Annotated in this window: 20 protein-coding genes; 3 read left to right on the top strand and 17 right to left on the bottom strand. The window is 49.3% G+C overall.

Going from position 1 to position 19585, the window contains the following annotated elements; genetic code table 11:
* Nucleotides 1-49 precede the first annotated feature (49 nt).
* The 4 genes from K365_RS0101920 to K365_RS0101905 form a co-directional block, all read right to left on the bottom strand.
* Nucleotides 50-463 carry an aconitase X swivel domain-containing protein gene (locus K365_RS0101920; RefSeq protein WP_024333287.1) on the bottom strand — a complete coding sequence of 138 codons (414 nt, stop codon included), beginning with the start codon at nt 461-463 and terminating at the stop codon, nt 50-52.
* The gene (locus K365_RS0101915) at nt 463-1677 is read right to left on the bottom strand and encodes an aconitase X catalytic domain-containing protein (RefSeq protein ID WP_024333286.1); all 1215 of its coding nucleotides are present in this window, start codon (nt 1675-1677) and stop codon (nt 463-465) included. Before K365_RS0101915 ends, K365_RS0101920 begins: the two co-directional genes overlap by 1 nt.
* A 36-nt stretch (nt 1678-1713) precedes the next feature.
* On the bottom strand, nt 1714-2361 hold the full coding sequence (locus K365_RS26275) for a GntR family transcriptional regulator (protein WP_024333285.1): 648 nt from the start codon (nt 2359-2361) through the stop codon (nt 1714-1716).
* 161 nt (nt 2362-2522) lie between these two features.
* Nucleotides 2523-2978: a hypothetical protein gene (locus tag K365_RS0101905; protein WP_024333284.1), complete on the bottom strand. Its 456-nt coding sequence runs from the start codon at nt 2976-2978 to the stop codon at nt 2523-2525.
* A 358-nt stretch (nt 2979-3336) separates the two neighbouring features.
* On the opposite strand from K365_RS0101905, the gene K365_RS0101900 reads away from it, so the two are divergent.
* Together K365_RS0101900 and K365_RS0101895 are read left to right on the top strand one after the other, a co-directional pair.
* Nucleotides 3337-4650 carry a transposase gene (locus K365_RS0101900; protein ID WP_084489710.1) on the top strand — a complete coding sequence of 438 codons (1314 nt, stop codon included), beginning with the start codon at nt 3337-3339 and terminating at the stop codon, nt 4648-4650.
* Nucleotides 4651-5171: 521 nt separating this feature from the next.
* Nucleotides 5172-6668 (top strand): IS1380 family transposase, encoded by a 1497-nt coding sequence (locus K365_RS0101895; RefSeq protein WP_024333282.1) that lies wholly within the window; start codon nt 5172-5174, stop codon nt 6666-6668.
* A gap of 593 nt (nt 6669-7261) precedes the next feature.
* Here K365_RS0101895 and K365_RS27795 read toward each other — a convergent pair.
* The 6 genes from K365_RS27795 to K365_RS0101850 form a co-directional block, all read right to left on the bottom strand.
* On the bottom strand, nt 7262-7600 hold the full coding sequence (locus K365_RS27795; protein ID WP_156887662.1) for a hypothetical protein: 339 nt from the start codon (nt 7598-7600) through the stop codon (nt 7262-7264).
* A gap of 482 nt (nt 7601-8082) precedes the next feature.
* Complete coding sequence (locus K365_RS0101870) at nt 8083-9882, bottom strand: SLC13 family permease (RefSeq protein ID WP_024333280.1); 1800 nt, start codon at nt 9880-9882, stop codon at nt 8083-8085.
* Between the two features lie 6 nt (nt 9883-9888).
* A complete protein-coding gene (nifS, locus tag K365_RS0101865) occupies nt 9889-11061 on the bottom strand; it encodes a cysteine desulfurase NifS (RefSeq protein WP_024333279.1) in 1173 nt (390 codons plus the stop codon).
* Between the two features lie 5 nt (nt 11062-11066).
* A complete protein-coding gene (gene nifU, locus K365_RS0101860) occupies nt 11067-11630 on the bottom strand; it encodes a Fe-S cluster assembly protein NifU (RefSeq protein ID WP_006967825.1) in 564 nt (187 codons plus the stop codon).
* Between the two features lie 110 nt (nt 11631-11740).
* Entirely contained in the window at nt 11741-12451 is a 711-nt protein-coding gene (sfsA, locus tag K365_RS0101855) for a DNA/RNA nuclease SfsA (protein ID WP_024333278.1), read from the bottom strand.
* Nucleotides 12452-12476: 25 nt separating this feature from the next.
* Entirely contained in the window at nt 12477-13265 is a 789-nt protein-coding gene (locus K365_RS0101850; protein ID WP_024333277.1) for a TIGR02757 family protein, read from the bottom strand.
* 188 nt (nt 13266-13453) lie between these two features.
* Between K365_RS0101850 and proC the strand changes: the two genes are divergently transcribed.
* Nucleotides 13454-14320: a pyrroline-5-carboxylate reductase gene (gene proC / locus K365_RS0101845; RefSeq protein WP_024333276.1), complete on the top strand. Its 867-nt coding sequence runs from the start codon at nt 13454-13456 to the stop codon at nt 14318-14320.
* A 78-nt stretch (nt 14321-14398) separates the two neighbouring features.
* Here the strand turns inward: proC and K365_RS0101840 are convergent, their stop codons facing one another.
* The 7 genes from K365_RS0101840 to K365_RS0101805 form a co-directional block, all read right to left on the bottom strand.
* Complete coding sequence (locus tag K365_RS0101840) at nt 14399-14752, bottom strand: DVU0772 family protein (RefSeq protein ID WP_006967832.1); 354 nt, start codon at nt 14750-14752, stop codon at nt 14399-14401.
* A gap of 222 nt (nt 14753-14974) precedes the next feature.
* Entirely contained in the window at nt 14975-15550 is a 576-nt protein-coding gene (rbr, locus tag K365_RS0101830; RefSeq protein ID WP_024333274.1) for a rubrerythrin, read from the bottom strand.
* Between the two features lie 30 nt (nt 15551-15580).
* The gene (locus tag K365_RS0101825) at nt 15581-15772 is read right to left on the bottom strand and encodes a ferredoxin (protein WP_024333273.1); all 192 of its coding nucleotides are present in this window, start codon (nt 15770-15772) and stop codon (nt 15581-15583) included.
* A gap of 95 nt (nt 15773-15867) precedes the next feature.
* Nucleotides 15868-17001: an NAD(P)/FAD-dependent oxidoreductase gene (locus tag K365_RS0101820; RefSeq protein WP_024333272.1), complete on the bottom strand. Its 1134-nt coding sequence runs from the start codon at nt 16999-17001 to the stop codon at nt 15868-15870.
* 37 nt (nt 17002-17038) lie between these two features.
* Nucleotides 17039-17869, bottom strand: a complete 831-nt coding sequence (locus tag K365_RS25490) for a rhodanese-like domain-containing protein (protein WP_084489709.1) — start codon at nt 17867-17869, stop codon at nt 17039-17041.
* A 20-nt stretch (nt 17870-17889) separates the two neighbouring features.
* Nucleotides 17890-19416 carry a SagB/ThcOx family dehydrogenase gene (locus K365_RS0101810; protein ID WP_024333271.1) on the bottom strand — a complete coding sequence of 509 codons (1527 nt, stop codon included), beginning with the start codon at nt 19414-19416 and terminating at the stop codon, nt 17890-17892.
* Nucleotides 19397-19582, bottom strand: coding sequence for a hypothetical protein (locus tag K365_RS0101805; protein ID WP_006967844.1), 186 nt, complete (start codon nt 19580-19582; stop codon nt 19397-19399). The genes K365_RS0101810 and K365_RS0101805 overlap by 20 nt, the downstream gene beginning before the upstream one ends.
* Nucleotides 19583-19585: the final 3 nt, after the last annotated feature.

Raw genomic sequence — 19585 nt, 5'->3', positions numbered from 1 at the left:
ATATCTTTTGCTAATTTTAATTGACAATGAAACCAATAAACAAAATTAACTAATCTTTGATAATTCTGACTTCCTCCTTATCTGCATCAACGAAAACTTGGACCCCATCGCTAATAATATGATAAGGGTCGACCTCAAGGCGATCAACGATAGGGACACCTACAACAAAAGCACTTGAGACAAGAACTGGTTCAATATCTTCAACAATGAGTGCAGCAGGTAAATTATTGTTCATTTTAAGTTGATATAACCCATCTATCATAACGACAGAACTCCCTTTGCCCGACTTAATCAAAAGCACTTTGCCTGCAACATTTTTTCCAAATAAATCATGTCCTTTTTCAATGACGTTACCTGTCTTAGGGTCACAGAGGTAGAAGCACATAGCTTCTGATGAAACCATGGCTTCTCCATTCCCTATTCCAGAGACTATGCATCGGCATTTGACAATTTGTTCGCTCATTATTTCACCCTCCCTGTTATCGCAGCTTTCACACATTGGGCCATCCTCCTGATAATGACACCTTTTTGGCCTCTTCCTTTCCGGTAATAGCCTGCCTTGGGAGAATCTGTTATAAAGGTGCCGGCCTCAAAGGACTTAAAGCAGGGCTGATCGACACAAGTCCCAGCGATAAGGTCCACGCCGCATTGTTCAAGATGTTGTTTTTTACCGGATTTCACAGCGACTGAGAGAGTGGTGTCGGACACAAGAACAAAAAATGGCACCTTGGATTGGTGGCCCTTCATCAACCGGTCCAGTTGGCAGACTTGATTATAGGTATAGTGGGGACAGCCCACCATGACCATGTTGATAGCCGTTGGCGGATCGCTGAGTCTTTCTTCAATCCGAAAAAGATCTTGAATGCTCACATCTATAGTTTCTAAGGGGGATTTACTACCAAAGGCCACCTCTTGGGTGGGGGCTTCAGGAGTTACCCCGATAACGTGAAACATGGCAACAGAACCCGATGTCGCGGCCTCAGCACCGAAGTAAAGCAACTGGGCCGGTGTGGGACGGGAGGGCAATTCAGGAAACTGGAGAACCGGAATTCTATTACTGGCATGCATCCCCACATAGTAGCCCAAAAGTCCCCAGTCATAAGCCTCCTTTGGAACAAAGCCGACATTGAAAAGCATGGTTCCCAGACGGTTTTCATCTAAAAGGAGCCCGTAAAGGGGAGTTTTACCCACCACCGCCGATGCAAGGGCGCTCACGGAAGACTCCCGGTTTGAGCGGGCTCCCAGTACACTGTTGACATAGGGAGTTGCACTGGATTCGGAAAAAGCCACCACCTCACCAAAGGCCGGAACATTAAACTCTAGCTCAGGTGTACAGTTCTGGGTCAACACAGCACCAATTCTGTTGTAAACGTCATAGGTCCGGCGGAGCAGAGCGAGTTCATCTTCGGTTACGGCATAACGGGGAGACAGCACATGGGCATCCCATCCCGGGTTAGTGGTGCAAGGCACTTGGCAGGTTGCACCGTTCTCTACTAGTAATTCGCACCAATAGGTATCTCCTTCCTGTGCACTGAGCGCCACATGTGTACGCGACACGTCCACTAAACGTTCAGCATCAAATGCTTTCCCCACAGCTACTAGCAACTCAATCGCTTTTTTTTGCCCGTCGCCGTGCTTTCCCTCTAAGATTTCCTGTTCTTGATTAGACAGTTTCATGAAATTCTTCCTTGCTGGTATTTACCATGTGGCTTATCATCGATTCAGATCAATGTTGGATGCCACATAACTTTTACTAATGATAATATGGTTTCTCAAAGCTACAATAAACGCTTCTCGATCACCTGATTTTAATAGAGAAACAAGCTCCAAATGTTGACGGATAGATTCAGTCGCCTCTCCAAGACCTGAAGCCGCCATATTTTGCATTCTTGCAACCTGAATTTCCAAGGTAGATAAAAAAGTACGGAGCCACGGATTGGGGGTTTTGTGAGTAAAGAAACGATGTGTTTTTCTGTCAAGATCGGATATATCTTGTATTATTTCAATTTCTTGACTGTGCAAACGATCTTCCAAGGCTAACCATTGTTCCTCAAGCTTAGTGATTTCTGGTTGCCTTAAAAAAACAAAAGACGATTCTGCTGCTAAAGGTTCAAGTACGATTCTTACCTCAAAGACGTGTGACAGTTGACTAATATCCATCATTGAGACTATGGCTCCCCGCCCTTGAATTATTTGAACAAGGCGATCGTTTTCCAATCTCCGAATTGCTTCTCGCACCGGAGTTCTGCTGGTTTTAAATCTTTTTCCCAGAACGTTTTCTGAAAGAGGCTCCCCTTGCGACAAAGTGTTGTTCAGAATTTCTTGACGCAAAGTCTTGGTTATTTTCTCTGCAATTGTCATGATTTCTCCTTCTTACTCGTTCAGTATACCATCTGTCGACAATCTGTATACTGCATATCACCCTTCGACAATTGGTGTCAATAGCTTTTTTAATAAAATAATTATTACCTCGACAGTCCGAAGTTTTGCCGCCCTCAGGCAACCAGTGACATCCAGTCTTGCTACTTGCCGCGCCTCTTTGACATAATTATTCGATAAATCGCGTCAGTGCCAAAATTGCTAAAATTGTGGAAGTACTCCTGCTGGATCACCGACTGGACGACTTCCTCAGACGGGATGGTCGAACTGACGGTTCGCAGCCATCCCATATACCGTTTCCAAATGGTTTCGTGGTAGTTGAGCGCCAGGACCTGCAGTATCCCGGTAGCGATGCAACCGAAGTTGACAAACACCTCAATAAAATCGGTTGTTTCAGCAATCAACCGTTGTCTTCGGCGGTCGTTGATCTTAGACAAATCACTGCTGTTCGCCTTTCCGACACAGGGCCAGGCATGGGTCCAGAACCAGTAAGAAAATGCGCCGATCAAATGCTTGAAGACCTTGAAGCTCACCTCGATTTTGAACCGGTAGCTGTAGGCCAGGACCATGTCTTGGGCATCAAGGGTAAATCCGACCACATCAGAATGAACCGCTCGGTACCATCGGCGACCAATACAAAACGTACCTTCTCGCCGATCGGCTTCCAGAGCAGGTCAAAACAGAGAAACGCTACGTCTTTTGCCTGCCCATACAGCAATTCTCGGTGAACCTAAAAATGCTGTAAAATCGGCTTTTCATGCATCAGATATTTTTTTTACTTCGTAATATTTTTTCCAATCTCACTGGCATTGCCTGAGGCATCACAAAGCCGTAATCTCCTTGACGGGAAATTTAAATATTTTGTAAGTAATTGAAATAATTGAAAATATAAACTAGACTTTTTTATCATTTTATGATAGCATTTATCCAAATGCACAATACTTGGGAGCTATCAGCTTGAATACTGGAACAAAACTTGGTTTTTCAAATTTCAGAAAGTCGGTCTCAGCCCGCGTCAATGAAATCGCTGAGATTGAGATGCGGCAGGTTGGAAAAATCAGGCATTCCATGCATGATGCCTGTCTGAGCGCCCTTGCCATGATGTATTTTCAAGATGCTTCAATGCTCGAATTCCAAAGACGTCTGCAGGAACAGATGCAAATGAATAATCTGCAGACGTTGTTTCAAGTTGAAACTATTCCCAAAGACAACCAATTAAGAGACATCATTGATGCCATTCCTTCTCAAAAGCTGTTTCCAATTTTCAACGATTTTTTTCGACTGCTGCAGCGAGGAAACCAGTTACAACCTTTTCAATTTCTGAATGAGGGGTATCTCCTGCCTATTGATGGTACACAGTATTTCAGTTCAGAAACTATCAACTGCCCCTCATGTTTAACAAAGGGTTACAAAAATGGAACCATTAATTATTCCCATAAAGTTTTGGGTGCGTCTATTGTACATCCAGAAAAAAAACAGGTGGTCCCGTTGGCACCGGAACCAATCAAAAACAGTGATGGTTCAAAAAAACAGGATTGTGAGATCAACGCCGGCAAACGGTTTTTAAACCGGATTCGACAAGAGCATCCAAAACTGGAGATCGTAATTACAGCTGATGATCTGTATTCAAGGAAGCCGTTTATTGAGGCTCTCAATCAAAACAAAATGTCATATATTCTGATAGCAAAGCCCAGCAGCCATAAGGTTTTATTCGATCAACTCATGGAAAAAGAGGATCTGGATCAGGTTCACCTTTTGGAATGGCAGGATCACAAGGGTGCCATCCACAGATATGAATGGATCAATGATATCAGGTTGAATGGGAACAAATCCGCCCCGCTGGTCAATTTTTTTGAATACAGCATCATCCGGGATGGTGATAAAATCACCTATACCAACAGCTGGGTCACTGATATCCGGGTTACTGACGGCAATGTTGCAAAGCTTGTCAAAGCCGGTCGGGCCAAATGGAAAATTGAAAATGAAAATTTCAATACTCTGAAAAATCTTGGCTATCATTCTGAACACAATTTTGGTCATGGGAAAAAGAACTTATCATTCAATTTTTTCCTATTCACCCTGCTGGCTTTTTTTATGCGTCAAATCATTGAACTCAGAGATCCTTTGTACCAAATAGCAAGGGCCAAATTCAGCGCAAGAAAAGAATTCTGGAACCAGTTGCGTTGTACAATCCGTGTTATAATATTCGAAAATTGGGAGTCACTGCTTCATTTTGTGATTTCCCCGCCAACCGATATTCGTGCCCCATGAAAATTTGCTTCGCCCGGTCAACAAATGATTCTGATTCATCAAGGCCGTTTCAGGTCAATGGATCTCTATTGGCTTCTATCCGGTTTTCTTGACATTTGCCACAAACCTGATACATAAATGCCTGCGATCTGGGCTGAAAAATCCTAATTCTCAGCTGACATCGGACTGAATTTTGGTGGATTGACATTTTTTCTGGGAATTTTAGACCTTCACCGAGAATTGCTGCTGCCCATACAGCTCGATTCGGGCCTGTTCAAAAGATGTCCGGTGCGTATAGAACAGTTCTATCAGGTTCAATTTCTGACCGTATATCCTGGGCCGGCCGGAGAGTCCGGTTCTCGGCGGTGCATCTGCGTAGGCCACCACATTACTTTTGGCCCGAGTCACCACATGCACTAACCCCAAAAAAGCATGATTTAAGTAAAAAAATGAGAAAAAAAGCTCGAAACGCCCGCCAATAAAGTGTATAATGATTTTATCGAAAACAAAAACACAAAACAGCAAAGGCGTTTCGAGTGAGTATGAATATTGACAAAAAATTGGCAAACCGCAAGAGAAAAATCAGTAAAAAACTAAAAAAAAGAAACTGGACCCAGCAACCCCATCCTATGTTCAAAGCGTCCAACATTCATTATGAATTTGATGGCCGTCATCAGGGCATCTCCTATGGTGGGATCGGGTTGATCCATCTGCTTGCCCAGAAGACCGGTCTGTTCAAAGAAATTGATAAGAACCTTGAACTTCTCAAGCGACATTTGCCCTATCATGAATCGGATCATGTCGCCAACATGGCCTATAACATCCTTGCCGGCGGGACTTGTCTGGAAGATATCGAGCTGTTGAGAAAAAATCCGGCCTGGCTTGACGCGCTTGGAGCGCAGATTATACCGGATCCAACAACAGCCGGAGATTTTCTCAGACGTTTCGAGGAACAGGATGTGCTTGATTTCATGTCGACTAAAAATAACATCCGCAAAAAAATATGGGGGAAACAGCCGACGTCATTTAAAAAGATGGCCATTATCAATATTGACGGCACCATCAGCGAAACATACGGTCAATGCAAGCAGGGTATGGATATTTCATACAACGGCAAATGGGGATATGCCCCTTTGATCATTTCCCTGGCTGGTACAAGAGAAGTGCTCTATGTGGTCAACCGTTCCGGGAATGCCCCTTCTCATCTGGATTCTGCCAAGTGGCTGGACAAAACCCTTAACCTTGTGTCTGATTCGTTTGAAAAGGTTTATATCCGGGGCGATACGGACTTCAGTCTTACAAGCAATTTTGGCAAATGGGACAACCGCTGCCGTTTTGTTTTTGGCATGGATGCCAGAAACAATTTTGTGAAACTGGCCGGTCAGATTCCGGAATCTGAGTGGGAACTCCTTCAGAAGGAATCACGGAAAATCAAGACACAGCCCCGCAAAAAACCAGAGAATGTAAAGGCTCAGGTGGTCGAAAGACGTAAGTTTAAAAATCTTAAAACCGAATGTGAACATGTTGCCGAATTCGAATACAGGCCAGGAAAGTGCCAAAAGCCCTACAGGATGATCGTACTTCGCAAGACCATTAAAATGCTGAAAGGGCAATGCCAGCTTTTCGATGATGTCAGGTATTTTTTTTACATCACCAATGATGACAAAAAATCTGTGGAGCAGCTGATTCAATTTTACCGCAACCGGGCAGACCATGAAAACGATATAGAACAATTGAAAAACGGGGTATCTGCATTGAACAATCCGTCTGATTCCCTGATCTCCAACTGGGTGTATATGGCCATAGCGTCTCAGTCCTGGGATCTCAAGGCATGGTACGGTCTGCTGCTTCCATACCGGGCATTGGGCAGGAGCATTGTTCGCATGGAATTCAAAAAATTTATCCATACTTTTATCCAGATTCCGTGCTTGATCATAAAATCAGGGAGAAAGATCACGTACAGGCTGGTCGGCTATAATGACCAGGTCAAACATATTTTCAATCTGTTGGATCGTATGAGGCATTTTGCATTTCCCTGATACAAAGAGCATGATCGGACAGCTGTCACAAATGGGTTGTGATGAGTGAGTCCAAACCCCGGAAGACAAGATCCAGGAGACTGGTGATGAAAATACACCACAATTTGAAATTTTATGGAGCCGGGGGGCGAGGTATGCACTTTTGACAACAGCTGCCAGGTGGAATTTTTTACTAAAAATGTTTTGCTAACCTAAGATATGAACTTTTTAAAACACGCTTGTTTTGGGACTAACCGTTGACCGGTAGCATCGCGCACCGTTTTGAGGATGGCAAACACCGGTCCTACTGCGAAGAAGACGTCGAGAACCAAAATACACTTTCTGTCCAGCTCCGGCACCAATTCTTCCGCCATGGCCGCCATCAGACTGGTGATGCTGACCTTGGGCTGCCGTCGACCAGTGGCGGTGTTTTTTGTTGAAAGCGACGAAGAGTTTCTACGCCTTCATGGAGCTCGGCATAAAGCGGGATGCAAGAAATTTTTTTACCCCAGCTGGCCAGAACACCGATCACTCCCCAGTGGTGCCCGAAAATATACGAGGCTTTGCCCGAGTTGTCCGACTCCTGGTGCAGACGTTTGACCCCGGACATCTTTTCAGCTTTCTTGGAGACCTTGATGCCGTCTACCGGCCAGAACCAGGCGATCGTCTATTTCAACCGGGCAGGAACGTTCCAACACTATTTGCCACCAGCGGCGCATGATCGTGTCGAGTTTCCATGACCGGGCTTGGAAGAAAGACAACAGTGCCGTAATTCCACTGACCTCTGCAAAAGTGAACTGAGCCTTGTACCATATACGGTTTGCTTTTCTTTGGAAAGATAAGGCACTGACCGACGGCGAGCAGATTAAAACCGTTCCACTTGAAACTGTGAAATTCTCATAAAAGAAATGGATCAGCCTGAGATTCAGTTCAATGAATACATCATGTTTCAATTTCATCCTGGTTTTTGCCAAGGCAACTTTTGAAACAAAATCTCTGGCCACATCAAGACAGTGGATGGCTTTAATAAAATGATCGAGCTATTCCGTCTTTATAAGAGCCTTGACAAAGTTTATCAAAAAATATCAAGGTTGAAAAAGGAAGTGTTCTTTGACGGACAAAATCAGTTGGTCTTTAGCGGTGCCGGTTGGTAAAATGTTTAGAATTGATAATTTCTTTGAAAAAAGAAATCAGTGTGACCATGTATTGAAAACAGGTTTTGTGCTAACAGCAACTGTTTTTCGATAAAATTTTGGCATGGTATTCTCAAATTTTTTTTGATAATCGCCTGTTATTATCAAAATTGAGATTAAGTTAATGATATGGATATGACCAAAAACAGGGGACTGTGGAGATACCGTGGAATTTTTCCTTAAGGGAAATGAGAGAAAAATCAAAACGGTGACAGGATAGGCGGATCACCTTTGGGAATGGATCAATTGCCGGACACAGGAATCATGGGCCAGAAAATCAGGATCAACGGCACTGCCACCACTGTCACGATAATGGAAAGGGGCAAACCCAGTCGCCAGTAATCACCGAATTTATATCCCCCCGGCCCCATGACCAGGGCATTGGACTGGTGGCCCACCGGTGTCAGAAATGCGCAGGAAGCCCCCACCGCCACAGCCATCAGAAACGGATCCGGAGAAATCCCCATTTCCTTTGCCAGGGTAATGGAAATAGGTGCCATCAGCACGGCCGCCGCCGCATTGTTCACCACATTGGACAGCAGCATGGTCCCGGCCAGAAGGACCGCCAGGGTCCCGGCGCTGGAAAAAAAGCCGGACAGCATCAGCAGTTTTTCCGCGATCAGTCCGGCGCCCCCGGAACTTTCCAGGGCATGACCCAGCGGAAACATGGCACCCAGCAGCACAATCACCGGCCAGTCAATGTGCTCATAGATTTCTCCCAAAGGCACGACCCCGGACAGGACCATAATTACGGCCGCCGCTGTAAACGCAATTTGAACCGGCAGAACGCCGGTGGCGGACAACACCATGGCACCGCCGAAAATACCCACGGACAACATGACTTTTTTAGGTTGACCGATACGAATTTCACGTTCTGCCAAAGGCAGGCATTTGAATTTTTTGACCACGGTCTGCAGCGATTCATCCGTGCCCTGGAACAAAAGAATATCACCGGTCATAAATTTTGTCTGGCCCAACGGCTGTGTAATTCGCCGGCCGCGCCGGGCAATGGCCAGAAGATTGACCCCGTAAAGCCGGCGCAGATAAAGGCCGGCAGAGGTTTTGCCCGGCAGTGTGGATTCCGTGGTGATCACTGATTCCATCAACCGGATATCTTTAGATCCCAATGTGGACCGGCAATCTCCCTTGCATTCAGCCAGTTCCAGCCCCAGTCCGTCCATCAACGCTTTGAGATCATCCGGAGCCGCCTCCACCATCAGTACATCCCCGGGTTCCAGAATTTCGTACCAGGAAGGGGCGGGCTTATGGATTTCCCCCCTGGAAAGGCTCACCACAGTGGCTTCGGTTTCCTTTTCCATGGCGGATGTGAGGTGAAAAATAGTCTGGCCGACAAATTTGGACCCTTCAGGAACGATGATCTCGGTGATATAATTTTCAATTTCAAACAACTCATCCGGAGATGACCGGGCCTCGCGTTTGGGTGTCAGCCGCCACCCGAACAGAGAAATAAACACCAGGCCTGCCAGGGCCACCCCGATTCCCACGGGTGCAAAATCAAACATCCGAAATGCCGGCAGACCGGTTTCAACGCGATACAATGCAATAATGATATTGGGCGGCGTACCGATCAGGGTGACCAGCCCCCCCAGCAGAGAACCAAAAGCCAGGGGCATGAGCAGCAGGGAAGGCGACCGGCCGCTCTGGCGGGACATCCATATGGCTACGGGCATCAAGAGCGCCAGTGCGCCGACATTGTTCATCACACTGGAACAGACCACCACAATCCCGGCCAGCGCCGTCACCTGGATTGTGGGAACGGTGCCCACCTTTGCCATATGCCGGGACAACAGATCCACGGCTCCGGCGTTGAACAGTCCCCGGCTCAAGACCAGCACTGCCGCCACCGTGATCACCGCCGGGTGTCCGAATCCTAAAAACACCTCATTAATGGGAACCAGGCCGGTCACCGACACCAGCAACAGGGCGGTCAGGGCCACCAGATCATACCGGAACTTTCCCCAGACAAACAATACCAGGGTCGCACAAAGAATGGCAAATACCAGTGCTTGATCGGTTGTCATGATTTTTTACACCAGTTTACCGTCTTTCCAGAAAGGAGACATGGCCCGAAGTGTTTCAATGGCGGAAACCATGGTCTTCACAATATGATCCATTTCCTCTTTGGTATTGTAGTGGGACAAAGAAAACCGGATGGTGCCGTGAGCAGACTTGAACGGCACTTCCATGGCCATAAGCACATGGGAGGGGTCCAGGGAACCGGAAGTACAGGCGGAACCGGAAGAGGCACAGATGCCTTCCTTGTCCAGCATCAGTAAAATAGACTCCCCTTCCACCGCATCAAATCCGATGGACAGGGTATTGGGCAGACGGTTTTCCAGATCGCCATTCACAGACACACCTGGAATCTTTTCCAGGAGCTGGCTTTGCAGATAATCCCGCAGTTCTTTCACCTGGGTATTCATGATGGGCAGCTGCTGTGCCGCCAGTTCACAGGCCTTTCCCAGGCCGATGATGGAGACGGTGTTTTCCGTGCCGCCCCGCCGGCCTTTTTCCTGATGCCCGCCGATCAGATAAGGAAAAAACTTCATCCCTTTTTTCACATATAAGACACCGATGCCTTTGGGGGCATGAATCTTGTGACCGGATAAAGACAGCATGTCCACATGGGCAGCCCTTACATCGATGGGTATTTTTCCGGCCGCCTGCACCGCATCCGTGTGAAACAATATCCCTTTTTCCGTGACCTTTTCTGCGATCTCAGGAATGGGAAAAATCACACCGGTCTCGTTATTGGCCCACATCAGGGAGACAATGGCGGTATCATCGGACAAACTGTCATACAAAAGATCCAGATCCAGATCTCCTTTTTTGTCCACCGGCACCAGCACCACATCATACCCTTTTTTATCCCGCAGATATTTGAACAGGTTCAAAATGGCCGGATGTTCCACATTGGAGGTGATGATGCGTTTCTTGTCCGGATAAGCATTCAGTGCTGAAAAAACGGCACTGTTGTCACTTTCCGTCCCGCAGGAGGTAAATATGATCTCGTCGGGATCCGCATGGATCAGGTCCGCCACTTTTTGCCGGGCCTGCCTGATCTTTTTGCCCACCCGGTCCCCAAATGTATGCATGGAAGAAGGGTTGCCGTAAAATCCCCCAAAAAAGGGCAGCATCTCTTCAATCACTTCATCCGCCACCCGCGTGGTGGCATTGTTGTCGGTATAAATCACGTTCATATGGCTCATCCCTCGGCTTTGACAGAGGCGATCACCTCTTCGATCCGGTCCAGGCATTTACCGCACCCGCCCCCGGCTTTGAGATAATTGGTGACATCCTCTGTGGTTTCCAGTCCATTGGCTTTGACCGCATCGATAATTTCCAGATCGGTCACTTCAAAACATTCACATACCATTTCTCCGGGTTTTTCCATGATCTGGATTCCCCGGTAGTCGGCAATGGCTTTTTGCAGTGCGGACTTGCCCATAACGGAACAATGCATTTTTTCCTTGGGCAGCCCCCCCAGGTAATCGGCAATATCCCCATTGGTGACTTTGGCTGCCTCATCCAGGGTCATGCCCTTAACGATCTCCGTCAGTGCGGAGGAGGAGGCCACGGCACTGGCACAGCCGAATGTCATGAATGACGCATCAACAATACGCTCATTTTCATCCACCTTCAAGAAAAGTTTCAGCGCATCCCCGCAATTCAAAGATCCGGTTTCTCCAACGGCATTGGCATCTTTAAGCTCCCCCACATTTCTGGGGTGCATAAAATGATCTTTTACTTTATCTGTATATTCCCACATATGATTCCTCCTTGGTATGACGTCCTGCATCGTTAACCATTGCCTGATTTATGGGCTTAAAATACTACAAAGTGGTAGATTGTCAAGCCTTGTTTCCAGTGTGGCGCAGGTTACAACACAAAAGGGACGGGCCGATTGATCCGGATCCGTTCCAGATCGATTTGAACGTCCCGGATCACAATTTCCACCCCGTTGTCTGCCGCTTCACGCAACTTATCCGCATATTGTTGATCGATCATGGCTGCAGGCGTGAACCGGGCCGCGTCCATGCGCTGGATCAGATAGAAAATCACGCCCCGGTGCCCTGTTTTCACCAGGTGCATCAGTTCATCCAGGTGCTTCTGGCCCCGCAGGGTAACCGCGTCCGGAAACATGGCGGTGCCGTCCTCCACCAGGGTGCAGTTTTTGATTTCAACATAACACCGGTCTTTTCCGGCACCTTCCAGAACCAGATCCAGGCGTGTGCCCTCACTGGTTTTGACTTCAGAACGAACGTGACTGTATCCGTTCAGTTCAGAAATCATATGATTTTCAATGGCTTTTTTCACCAGTCTGTTGGGCACCAGGGTGTTGATACCGATCATGGACGCCGGGGTTTTGATCAGTTCCCAGGTGTATTTGAGTTTCCGCCGGAGATTGTCGCTCACGGACAGCCATACAGGGCAGCCAGGCACGGCACACCCTTTCATGGAACCGGAATTGGGGCAATGGGCGGTCACGGTCTCGCCGGAATCCAGGCAGATATCGGCTAAAAATCGTTTATATCGTTTGATCAGCCGCCCCGGCAACAGCGGGGGCAGCATGTATGCATCCGGATCCATGCATTCTCCTTTATGTGGTGACATGTCAATCCGCCAGTATGGTCCCTAAATCGGCCATGTCCAGGCTGCGCCGGATGCCGAAACGGGTCAGGCAGAAATCATATTTCACCGGATCTTCGGGGCTAAGTTGCCTGAATCCGTCGGTAATTTCCAGGCATGCGGTTCGATCCGGGGTTTTACGCCGGGTGAATCCAAGCATTTTGCCTGCAGAAAACATATGCCGGTCCAGGGGAATCAACAGCTGAGACGGCCGGACTTTGTCCCACCCCCCGGGATCCACCTGATCCTTTCTCACCATCCAGCGTAAAAACAGGTGACTGCGCTTGCAGGCACTGGACTTGGCCGGATCTGCCAGAAGATGCCCGCAGGCCCCGTCCGGATTCAGATGCCGCACCAGATGCAGCAATCCGGGCATTACCGTGGCATCATCCAGAGACATGCCGCTCATGAAACAGGCCTCTAAGGAACCATACTGCCGGAGCACCCGCTGTATCCCGACCATCAGACTGACCACATGGGCCTGCCTGGCAAACCGGTAGGAGAACCCGGCCATGCCCCGGCACAGATCGGTTTCATTCAGATGGACCACCCGGTCCTTAGGCGCTGGCCCCAAAAACATCAGGACCTGATTCACGGCCTGCAAAATCATCTCCACCCGGCCATAGGCCAGGCATGCGGCCACCAGCCCTGCGATTTCCCGGTCACACACCTGCGGATACCGGTACAAGAACATGAGCGGGTCCGGGTCTACAAACTCTTTTCGGTTATACGCCGTATATAATGTTTCCAGTTTCTGTCTCAATGGGGCGGGCATCGGGTTTCACATCCTGTCAATATCTTCATGAAATCGGGCATACCGGTATCATATTCAGATTCTTATCCATTGACAACTGCAAAATCAGAAGCCGCACTGTCAGACTCCAAATTTTGCCTTGACTCTATCGGGTGGTTGGACATAATATGAAACTTTTAACTGATCCAAATTAAGGAGTTATACCAGACATGCTGCAGAAAAAGAGAATCGGATTCATCGGCAGCGGCAACATGGGAGAAGCGCTGGTTTCCGGCCTGGTTCTCTCCCAGGCAACCCAACCTGAAAACATCTTCTGCTCGGACATCGACCCGGAACTGCTGGCCGCCATCAAAGACAAATACCATGTCAATGTGACCCAGAACAACCTGGAAGTGATCCGGCAGTCAGATATTGTTGTCTACGCGACCAAACCCCAGATTCTCGGGATGGTGCTCAAGGAAACCGCCCCGGCCCTGGATGACTCCAAACTGATCATCTCCATTGCTGCGGGGGTTCCTCTGGCAGCCATTGCCATCGGCCTGCAGAAAAAGCTGCGCCTGATCCGGGCCATGCCCAATATCTGCGCGTTTGTCAAAGAAAGCGCCACCGCCATCGCCGCAGGTGAGTATGTGCTGGAAAATGATGTGGCTGAAGCCCGGGCCATTTTCAATTCCGTGGGCAAAACCGTGTTCATCCATGAAAATGTGCTCATGGATGCCTTTACCGGCTTGAGCGGCAGCGGGCCTGCCTATATTTTCACCATTGTGGACGCCATGGCGGATGCCGGTGTAAAAATGGGACTGTCCCGAAAGGACGCCCTGTTTCTGTCCTCCCAGACCGTGCTGGGTTCGGCCCGCATGCTTCTGGAATCCAAAGAACATCCCGGCCAGCTCAAAGACCGGGTGGCATCCCCGGGCGGCACCGCCATTGCAGGGATTCACACCCTGGAACAGGGCGGTCTTCGCACCACTTTGATCAACGCGGTGGAGTCAGCCACCAAACGGTCCAGAGAACTGGGTGAGTTGATGGTCAAGGATTTCATAAAAATCAATGAGAACGAATCAAACGGCAAATAAATAAACCGGGTGCGGCACCATTGTAATGTGCCGCACCCGGTTCCTGGCAAGGGAACTTTATGAGGAGGCGGTTATGGGTTAAACGTCAAGTTCCTTTTTCAGCCAGTCTCGCACTTTTCCCTCCACGGCATATACGCCTTTGTATTTGCCGATGCCTTGTAAAAATTCTGCTTCCAGCGGCTTGGGCAGCGAAAAATTACCCAGTTCTTCGGAATCAAACCCTTTTCTCCGCACCAGCGTGAGGATCGGCGGATTTTTCCAGGTGTTGATCACAAAATAAACAGTCTCATTGTCATTGTCTCTGGAATTGTAATAGGATTGGGATCTCAACGGACCCCATTCCAGATGCAATGCAATCGCTTCTTCCGGTGTCATGTCCCAGTCCACTGAATTCAGCAGATTGTAATTTTTCTTTATATCGCCAAGTCTCATTTCATATCCTCCTGTGTCAGGATTGGTTCCTGATGTACTTTTGTTTGCGTATGTCATATTTGATAAGCAAACCTTGTACCGCAGCAGTACTAAAATAAAAATAACCTTTGATTACAAATGGTTGAAAAAGTTCAACCCTGAAAGAAATAAAATGGGATGGAGAATGATACAGAATTGGACTCCCGGTTCTGATACATATCTGTTTCAGAACCGGGAAACAGATCAATAATTTTCACACAACCGTTCAAACCAGCCCGTTGGCCGCACACAGGCCGGACATTTATCCGGTGCCTTTTCTCCGGTATGGATGTATCCGCAGCTTAAGCAACGCCATTGAATCGGGGCCTTATCCTGAAAAATCCGGTTGGATGCGATATTTTCAGCCAGGTGCCGAAACAGTTTTTCATGATGGTTTTCCGCCACAATAATGGCATCAAACGTATCCGCTGCCCGGGCAAATCCTTCTTCCCGGGCGATTTCTGCAAATTTGGCATACATGTCGTTGCCCACGTAATTTTCCAGCTCTGCAGATGAGAGCAGATTGGATCGGGTATCTTCAATCACGCCGGCGGGAAAATGCCAGTTGATGGTCAACTCGCCGCCGTTGAAAAACTTGAAAAACCGCAGCGCATGTTCAAATTCCTGGGCCGCGGTTTCATCGAACAGTTTGCCGATCTGAACATACCCGTCATCTTTGGCCTTGTTGGCAAAAAAATTATACCGAGTTCTGGCCTGGGCCTCTGCGGCAAAAGAGGTGTGCAGGTTCACCGCAGTCCTGCTTTCCCGGAACTTTCCCATGAAAACACCTTTTATCCTTGTGGTTCGTTTTTATTCCTCGATAATGATGGCTTCAGCACCGCATTCGGCAGCAGCCTGGCGGACCTTGTCCTTGAGATGATCCGGAATGGGATCAACCCGAATCGTGGATTTCAGTTGATCTTCATCATATTTGAACACTTCCGGACACAGTTCATTACAGTTTCTGTCACCCATACACTGATCAGTAATGGTCACTTTCATATATTCCTCCTGATAAAATAATGTGTTATGCCGGAATCCATACCAACCTGGATTTCCAGGGCATGGTGCTGTGCTTTCAGGCCGGGATCCCGGGTTTATTGTCCGGTTTCCGCCGCCTGGAATCGTTTCATAAATTTTGTATCAATATAATCTTTGATTGTAAAGGCAAGCCTGCCGCTGAATACGATATTTTTTTTCTTGAGCACGCCTTGCCTTCCGCCCAGGTTGAACACCAGCAGATAATCGGGTCCGGGATCAAAGGGATTGAGTGGCTCCCCGTCCAGGGCTGCCATCAGGTTGTGCAGCAGCACCGGATTCTGCCGGACCGCATACACGCCTACCTTGTCCAGCGGCTGCGGCTGAAAATAAATGCAGTCGCCGCCCCCGAAAATCTGTGGGTCTGTCACACTTTGAAGATACTGATTGACCAGCAGTCCTTTGTCCGGACCCATTGCCAGGCCGGATTCCTCAAACATCGGGGTGGGAACCACGCCGGAAGCCATAAAGGTAAAATCCGTGGCAAATCCCTGCCCGGATTCCAGGATGATCTCTGATGCGGTCACTGTTTTGACCCGGGCATTTTCCTGAATCACGATCTTTCGTTTTTCCAGAATCTGTTTTATCCGGGACCGGATCTTTTCTCCAAACCGGCCCATGAACCGGGAGCCGCATAAAATCCGGATATCAGGCATATGCGCCCCCCTGTTTCTGGCCAGCTGCCACACATTGCCGGCCACTTCCGCTGAAGACGGTCCCCCGCCCACCACATTCACGCTCACTTTTTTTCGGGCAAACAGGGTTTTCAGGGCTGCCGAGGCATCCATCAGCTGTTCAATGGGTTTGACCGGATACAGATTGGCCGGCCGGTCTTGTTCAGGTGTGTCCGTTCCCGGCAGCGGAATATGGGATCCGGCATTGAATGAGACCACATCATAATCGATCCGTGCCCCGGACCGGGTCATCACCTGCCGATCCCGGGGCATGATGTGTGTCACCCGGTCAGTGACAAATTCACCCCCCTGATTTTCCACGGTTTTACGGGTGGCAAACCGGATTTGATCCGGTGAATAGGTCCCTCCGAGCATGCCCGGGCCCATGCCCGAATAATAATGAAATTCGGACGGGCCGATCACCGTGACCCGGTATTTTTTTTCAACAAACCGCCGGATATTTGCCAGGGTGACCATGTGGGCATGGCCGCCGCCCACCAGCACCAGATGTTTTTTCATGTTGTGTACTCCGCAATGGATTTTGATGTATGGATTTTCACAGGGTGTCCATCAGTTTTCCCAGGCGGGCCAGGTGCTGTTGTTCCTCTTTGGCGATCTGTTGAAGGACGTCTTTGGCCTTTGGATCCGTCACCTGTCCGGCCACCCGCTGATACAGGTCCAGGGCCTGGGCCTCAATGGACATGGCCATGGAAACCACCTCGGTTTCCACAGACAGATCCGGGTCAAACTGATCCAGGTACTGTTGGGTGGTCAACCCGCCTTCCAGGGCCGAGACGGTGACCATGGATTCAAACCCGTCCCGGGACATTTCCGGATCCACCATGTTTTGATACCTTTCAAACACCTGATCTTTGTGCTTGATCTCAATGGCGGCCAGTTTATGGAACAGATTTTTAACTGCTTCGTTTCGGGCCTTGTCCGCCATCTCCTGGTAGAATTCCTGCAACCCCTGTTCCAGAGAATAGGCAATGACAAGGAATTCTTTGGCTGATTCCGGGCCCTTGAACAGGTCCATGCCCAGGGTCTGAGGCCCCACAGCGGTTTTTGATTTCCAGGCCTTGATACCGCCGGATACATTGTACACCTGTTTAAACCCTTTGCCCGCAAGCATCTGAGCAGCCACCCGGCTGCGTCCGCCCACGGCTCAGTAGACCAGAGTGGGTTTATCCGGATCCAGTTCAGCGGCCCGGTCCGACAGCTCGGCCAGCGGGATCAGCACCGCGCCCGGAATATGGGAATCCTTGTATTCCCCGGGCTGACGCACATCCAGAATGGTAATTTCATCCGGATCATGATCTGATATCATCTGTTTTGTTTCGTTGAAGTCTTTGGATTTGACCGGTGTCAAAAACTGCATCCATTTCATAGGCTCACCTTCCTTATTATCTATTTGACGGGTCCGGCCGATACTGCGTAAAGCAGGACACTGCCATGATTCAAACCCAGCAGGGCCGCCGCTTCTTTGTCATACATGGCTCCGATCCCGCAGCATCCCAGCCCCAGCTCCTGGGCCGCCATATACAGCCGCTGGCCGACCCGGCCCGCATGCATCATCACATACCGGTACCCCCTGGCACCCAGGGCGGCTTCCATGGCTGCCAGATCCGCTACAAACAAAAAATTCATGGCGGCCCGGCCGATCCAGGCCTGGTCCAGGCAGACCCGGGCCAGATCCATGGCCGAAAAACCGGTCTGCCGGCAGGCCAGGGTAGCCCCATCCTTGGAGAACGCATACAGCCCGGGGGCCAGTCCTTCCATGTTTCGGCTGATCATTGCCATTTCAAGGAATCCGCTGGCTGCGGCCCCGGTTTCATCCGGGTCCTGTTCGGCAAAGATCCGGGTGAATACCCGGTTTAAAAAGGCCGCCCACACCGGTTCAGGCAGGTTTTGAGAAGAAAAATTGCGGCGGGAGCGCCGGTGGGTGACGGCATGAAAAAAAGACTTGGTTTCAAATGGTCCCGGGTCGGGCACCGGCCGCATCCGGTCCGGTTTCCGGGCAAACACATGCGTGGCCGAATCAACCGCCGGGGACCGGGCAATGGAGATACCTGCCTGATACGCCTCTTTCAGTATGTCATAAATCACCGGCGTGGCCGGTTCAGGGCCGGATTTTGCCGGGTGAAACGGTTTTAAATCAGATCCCGGACCAGCGGCAATTCCGGGCCCCAGAGAGACACAGGCCAGCGGCACTTCCAGAGAATCATCCAGATTCAGGCCCTGAATCAGACAGGAATCTTTAAAATCATACTTAATCCGGCCCCGGACTCCCACGGCCCGGGCCGCCTGAACAACGGCTTCGGCCAGGTGACCCGCATCCAGCAGCAGATACCGAAAAGCCCTTTCCCGGTATTTCCAGGCGGAATGATAAAAAATCCCGGTAATGATCAGGCAGGCCTCTGCCGGGTCTGGATCCGAAAAAAAGATTTCCGGGCCCAGGGGCCGGGGATTGATTCTGCCCAGAAACCCCTGGATCGTATCACAATAATACAAACCTGTCTCAATATCATCAATCTTATGGGTTGACAGATACATCTGACACGGATACAGACCTCCTGCCGACGGCACACTCCGGAACAGCAATCCCCGGCTTCGGTCCGCCAGAGTCACCCCATAAGACAGGCCAAGGATCTGGGAAACGGTTTCCAGGTTCACGGGTTCATCACACGACACCTGATCGCCCAGCACCTGGCTCACCGTGGGATCAGGGGCATTGAACCCCTCATCTTTGTTCCGTCCCAGAATGGTGCCGGTTCCCTGCTTCAGCGAAATCCGTTCCTGATATTCATAGGTTTTAAAGGGTGCCGGATATCTTGAAAAATCCAGTGAATGGGGAGAAATCCGGTAACGGACATGGCTGGTGTAGTCATGGTACCGGACAGCCGACACAGGCGGATCAGGACTTGTCCGACCCATCATCCTCCTGGACATCCGCCTCGAGTTTCATCATGCACTCATGGCATTCCAGCTCGATATTGGGCACGTCCCCATATTTTTCCTTGATCTCCTCTTCGGTCATAGCGGATGTCGCAGTACATCCGCACCGGGGACAGGAAGTGTTGATTCTGTATTTTTTCCCCATCAC

It is taken from the genome of Desulfotignum balticum DSM 7044, assembly GCF_000421285.1.
GTDB classification, from domain to species: domain Bacteria; phylum Desulfobacterota; class Desulfobacteria; order Desulfobacterales; family Desulfobacteraceae; genus Desulfotignum; species Desulfotignum balticum.
This window is presented reverse-complemented; position numbering and strand designations above follow the sequence as displayed.

What these genes read in the sequence shown, in the direction of transcription:
- K365_RS0101920 (WP_024333287.1), bottom strand. Translation starts at nt 463, where the DNA reads ATGAGCGAACAAATTGTCAAATGCCGATGCATAGTCTCTGGAATAGGG.
- K365_RS0101915 (WP_024333286.1), bottom strand. Translation starts at nt 1,677, where the DNA reads ATGAAACTGTCTAATCAAGAACAGGAAATCTTAGAGGGAAAGCACGGC.
- K365_RS26275 (WP_024333285.1), bottom strand. Translation starts at nt 2,361, where the DNA reads ATGACAATTGCAGAGAAAATAACCAAGACTTTGCGTCAAGAAATTCTG.
- K365_RS0101895 (WP_024333282.1), top strand. Translation starts at nt 5,172, where the DNA reads ATGAATATTGACAAAAAATTGGCAAACCGCAAGAGAAAAATCAGTAAA.
- K365_RS0101870 (WP_024333280.1), bottom strand. Translation starts at nt 9,882, where the DNA reads ATGACAACCGATCAAGCACTGGTATTTGCCATTCTTTGTGCGACCCTG.
- nifS (WP_024333279.1), bottom strand. Translation starts at nt 11,061, where the DNA reads ATGAACGTGATTTATACCGACAACAATGCCACCACGCGGGTGGCGGAT.
- nifU (WP_006967825.1), bottom strand. Translation starts at nt 11,630, where the DNA reads ATGTGGGAATATACAGATAAAGTAAAAGATCATTTTATGCACCCCAGA.
- sfsA (WP_024333278.1), bottom strand. Translation starts at nt 12,451, where the DNA reads ATGGATCCGGATGCATACATGCTGCCCCCGCTGTTGCCGGGGCGGCTG.
- K365_RS0101850 (WP_024333277.1), bottom strand. Translation starts at nt 13,265, where the DNA reads ATGCCCGCCCCATTGAGACAGAAACTGGAAACATTATATACGGCGTAT.
- proC (WP_024333276.1), top strand. Translation starts at nt 13,454, where the DNA reads ATGCTGCAGAAAAAGAGAATCGGATTCATCGGCAGCGGCAACATGGGA.
- K365_RS0101840 (WP_006967832.1), bottom strand. Translation starts at nt 14,752, where the DNA reads ATGAGACTTGGCGATATAAAGAAAAATTACAATCTGCTGAATTCAGTG.
- rbr (WP_024333274.1), bottom strand. Translation starts at nt 15,550, where the DNA reads ATGGGAAAGTTCCGGGAAAGCAGGACTGCGGTGAACCTGCACACCTCT.
- K365_RS0101825 (WP_024333273.1), bottom strand. Translation starts at nt 15,772, where the DNA reads ATGAAAGTGACCATTACTGATCAGTGTATGGGTGACAGAAACTGTAAT.
- K365_RS0101820 (WP_024333272.1), bottom strand. Translation starts at nt 17,001, where the DNA reads ATGAAAAAACATCTGGTGCTGGTGGGCGGCGGCCATGCCCACATGGTC.
- K365_RS0101810 (WP_024333271.1), bottom strand. Translation starts at nt 19,416, where the DNA reads ATGGGTCGGACAAGTCCTGATCCGCCTGTGTCGGCTGTCCGGTACCAT.
- K365_RS0101805 (WP_006967844.1), bottom strand. Translation starts at nt 19,582, where the DNA reads ATGGGGAAAAAATACAGAATCAACACTTCCTGTCCCCGGTGCGGATGT.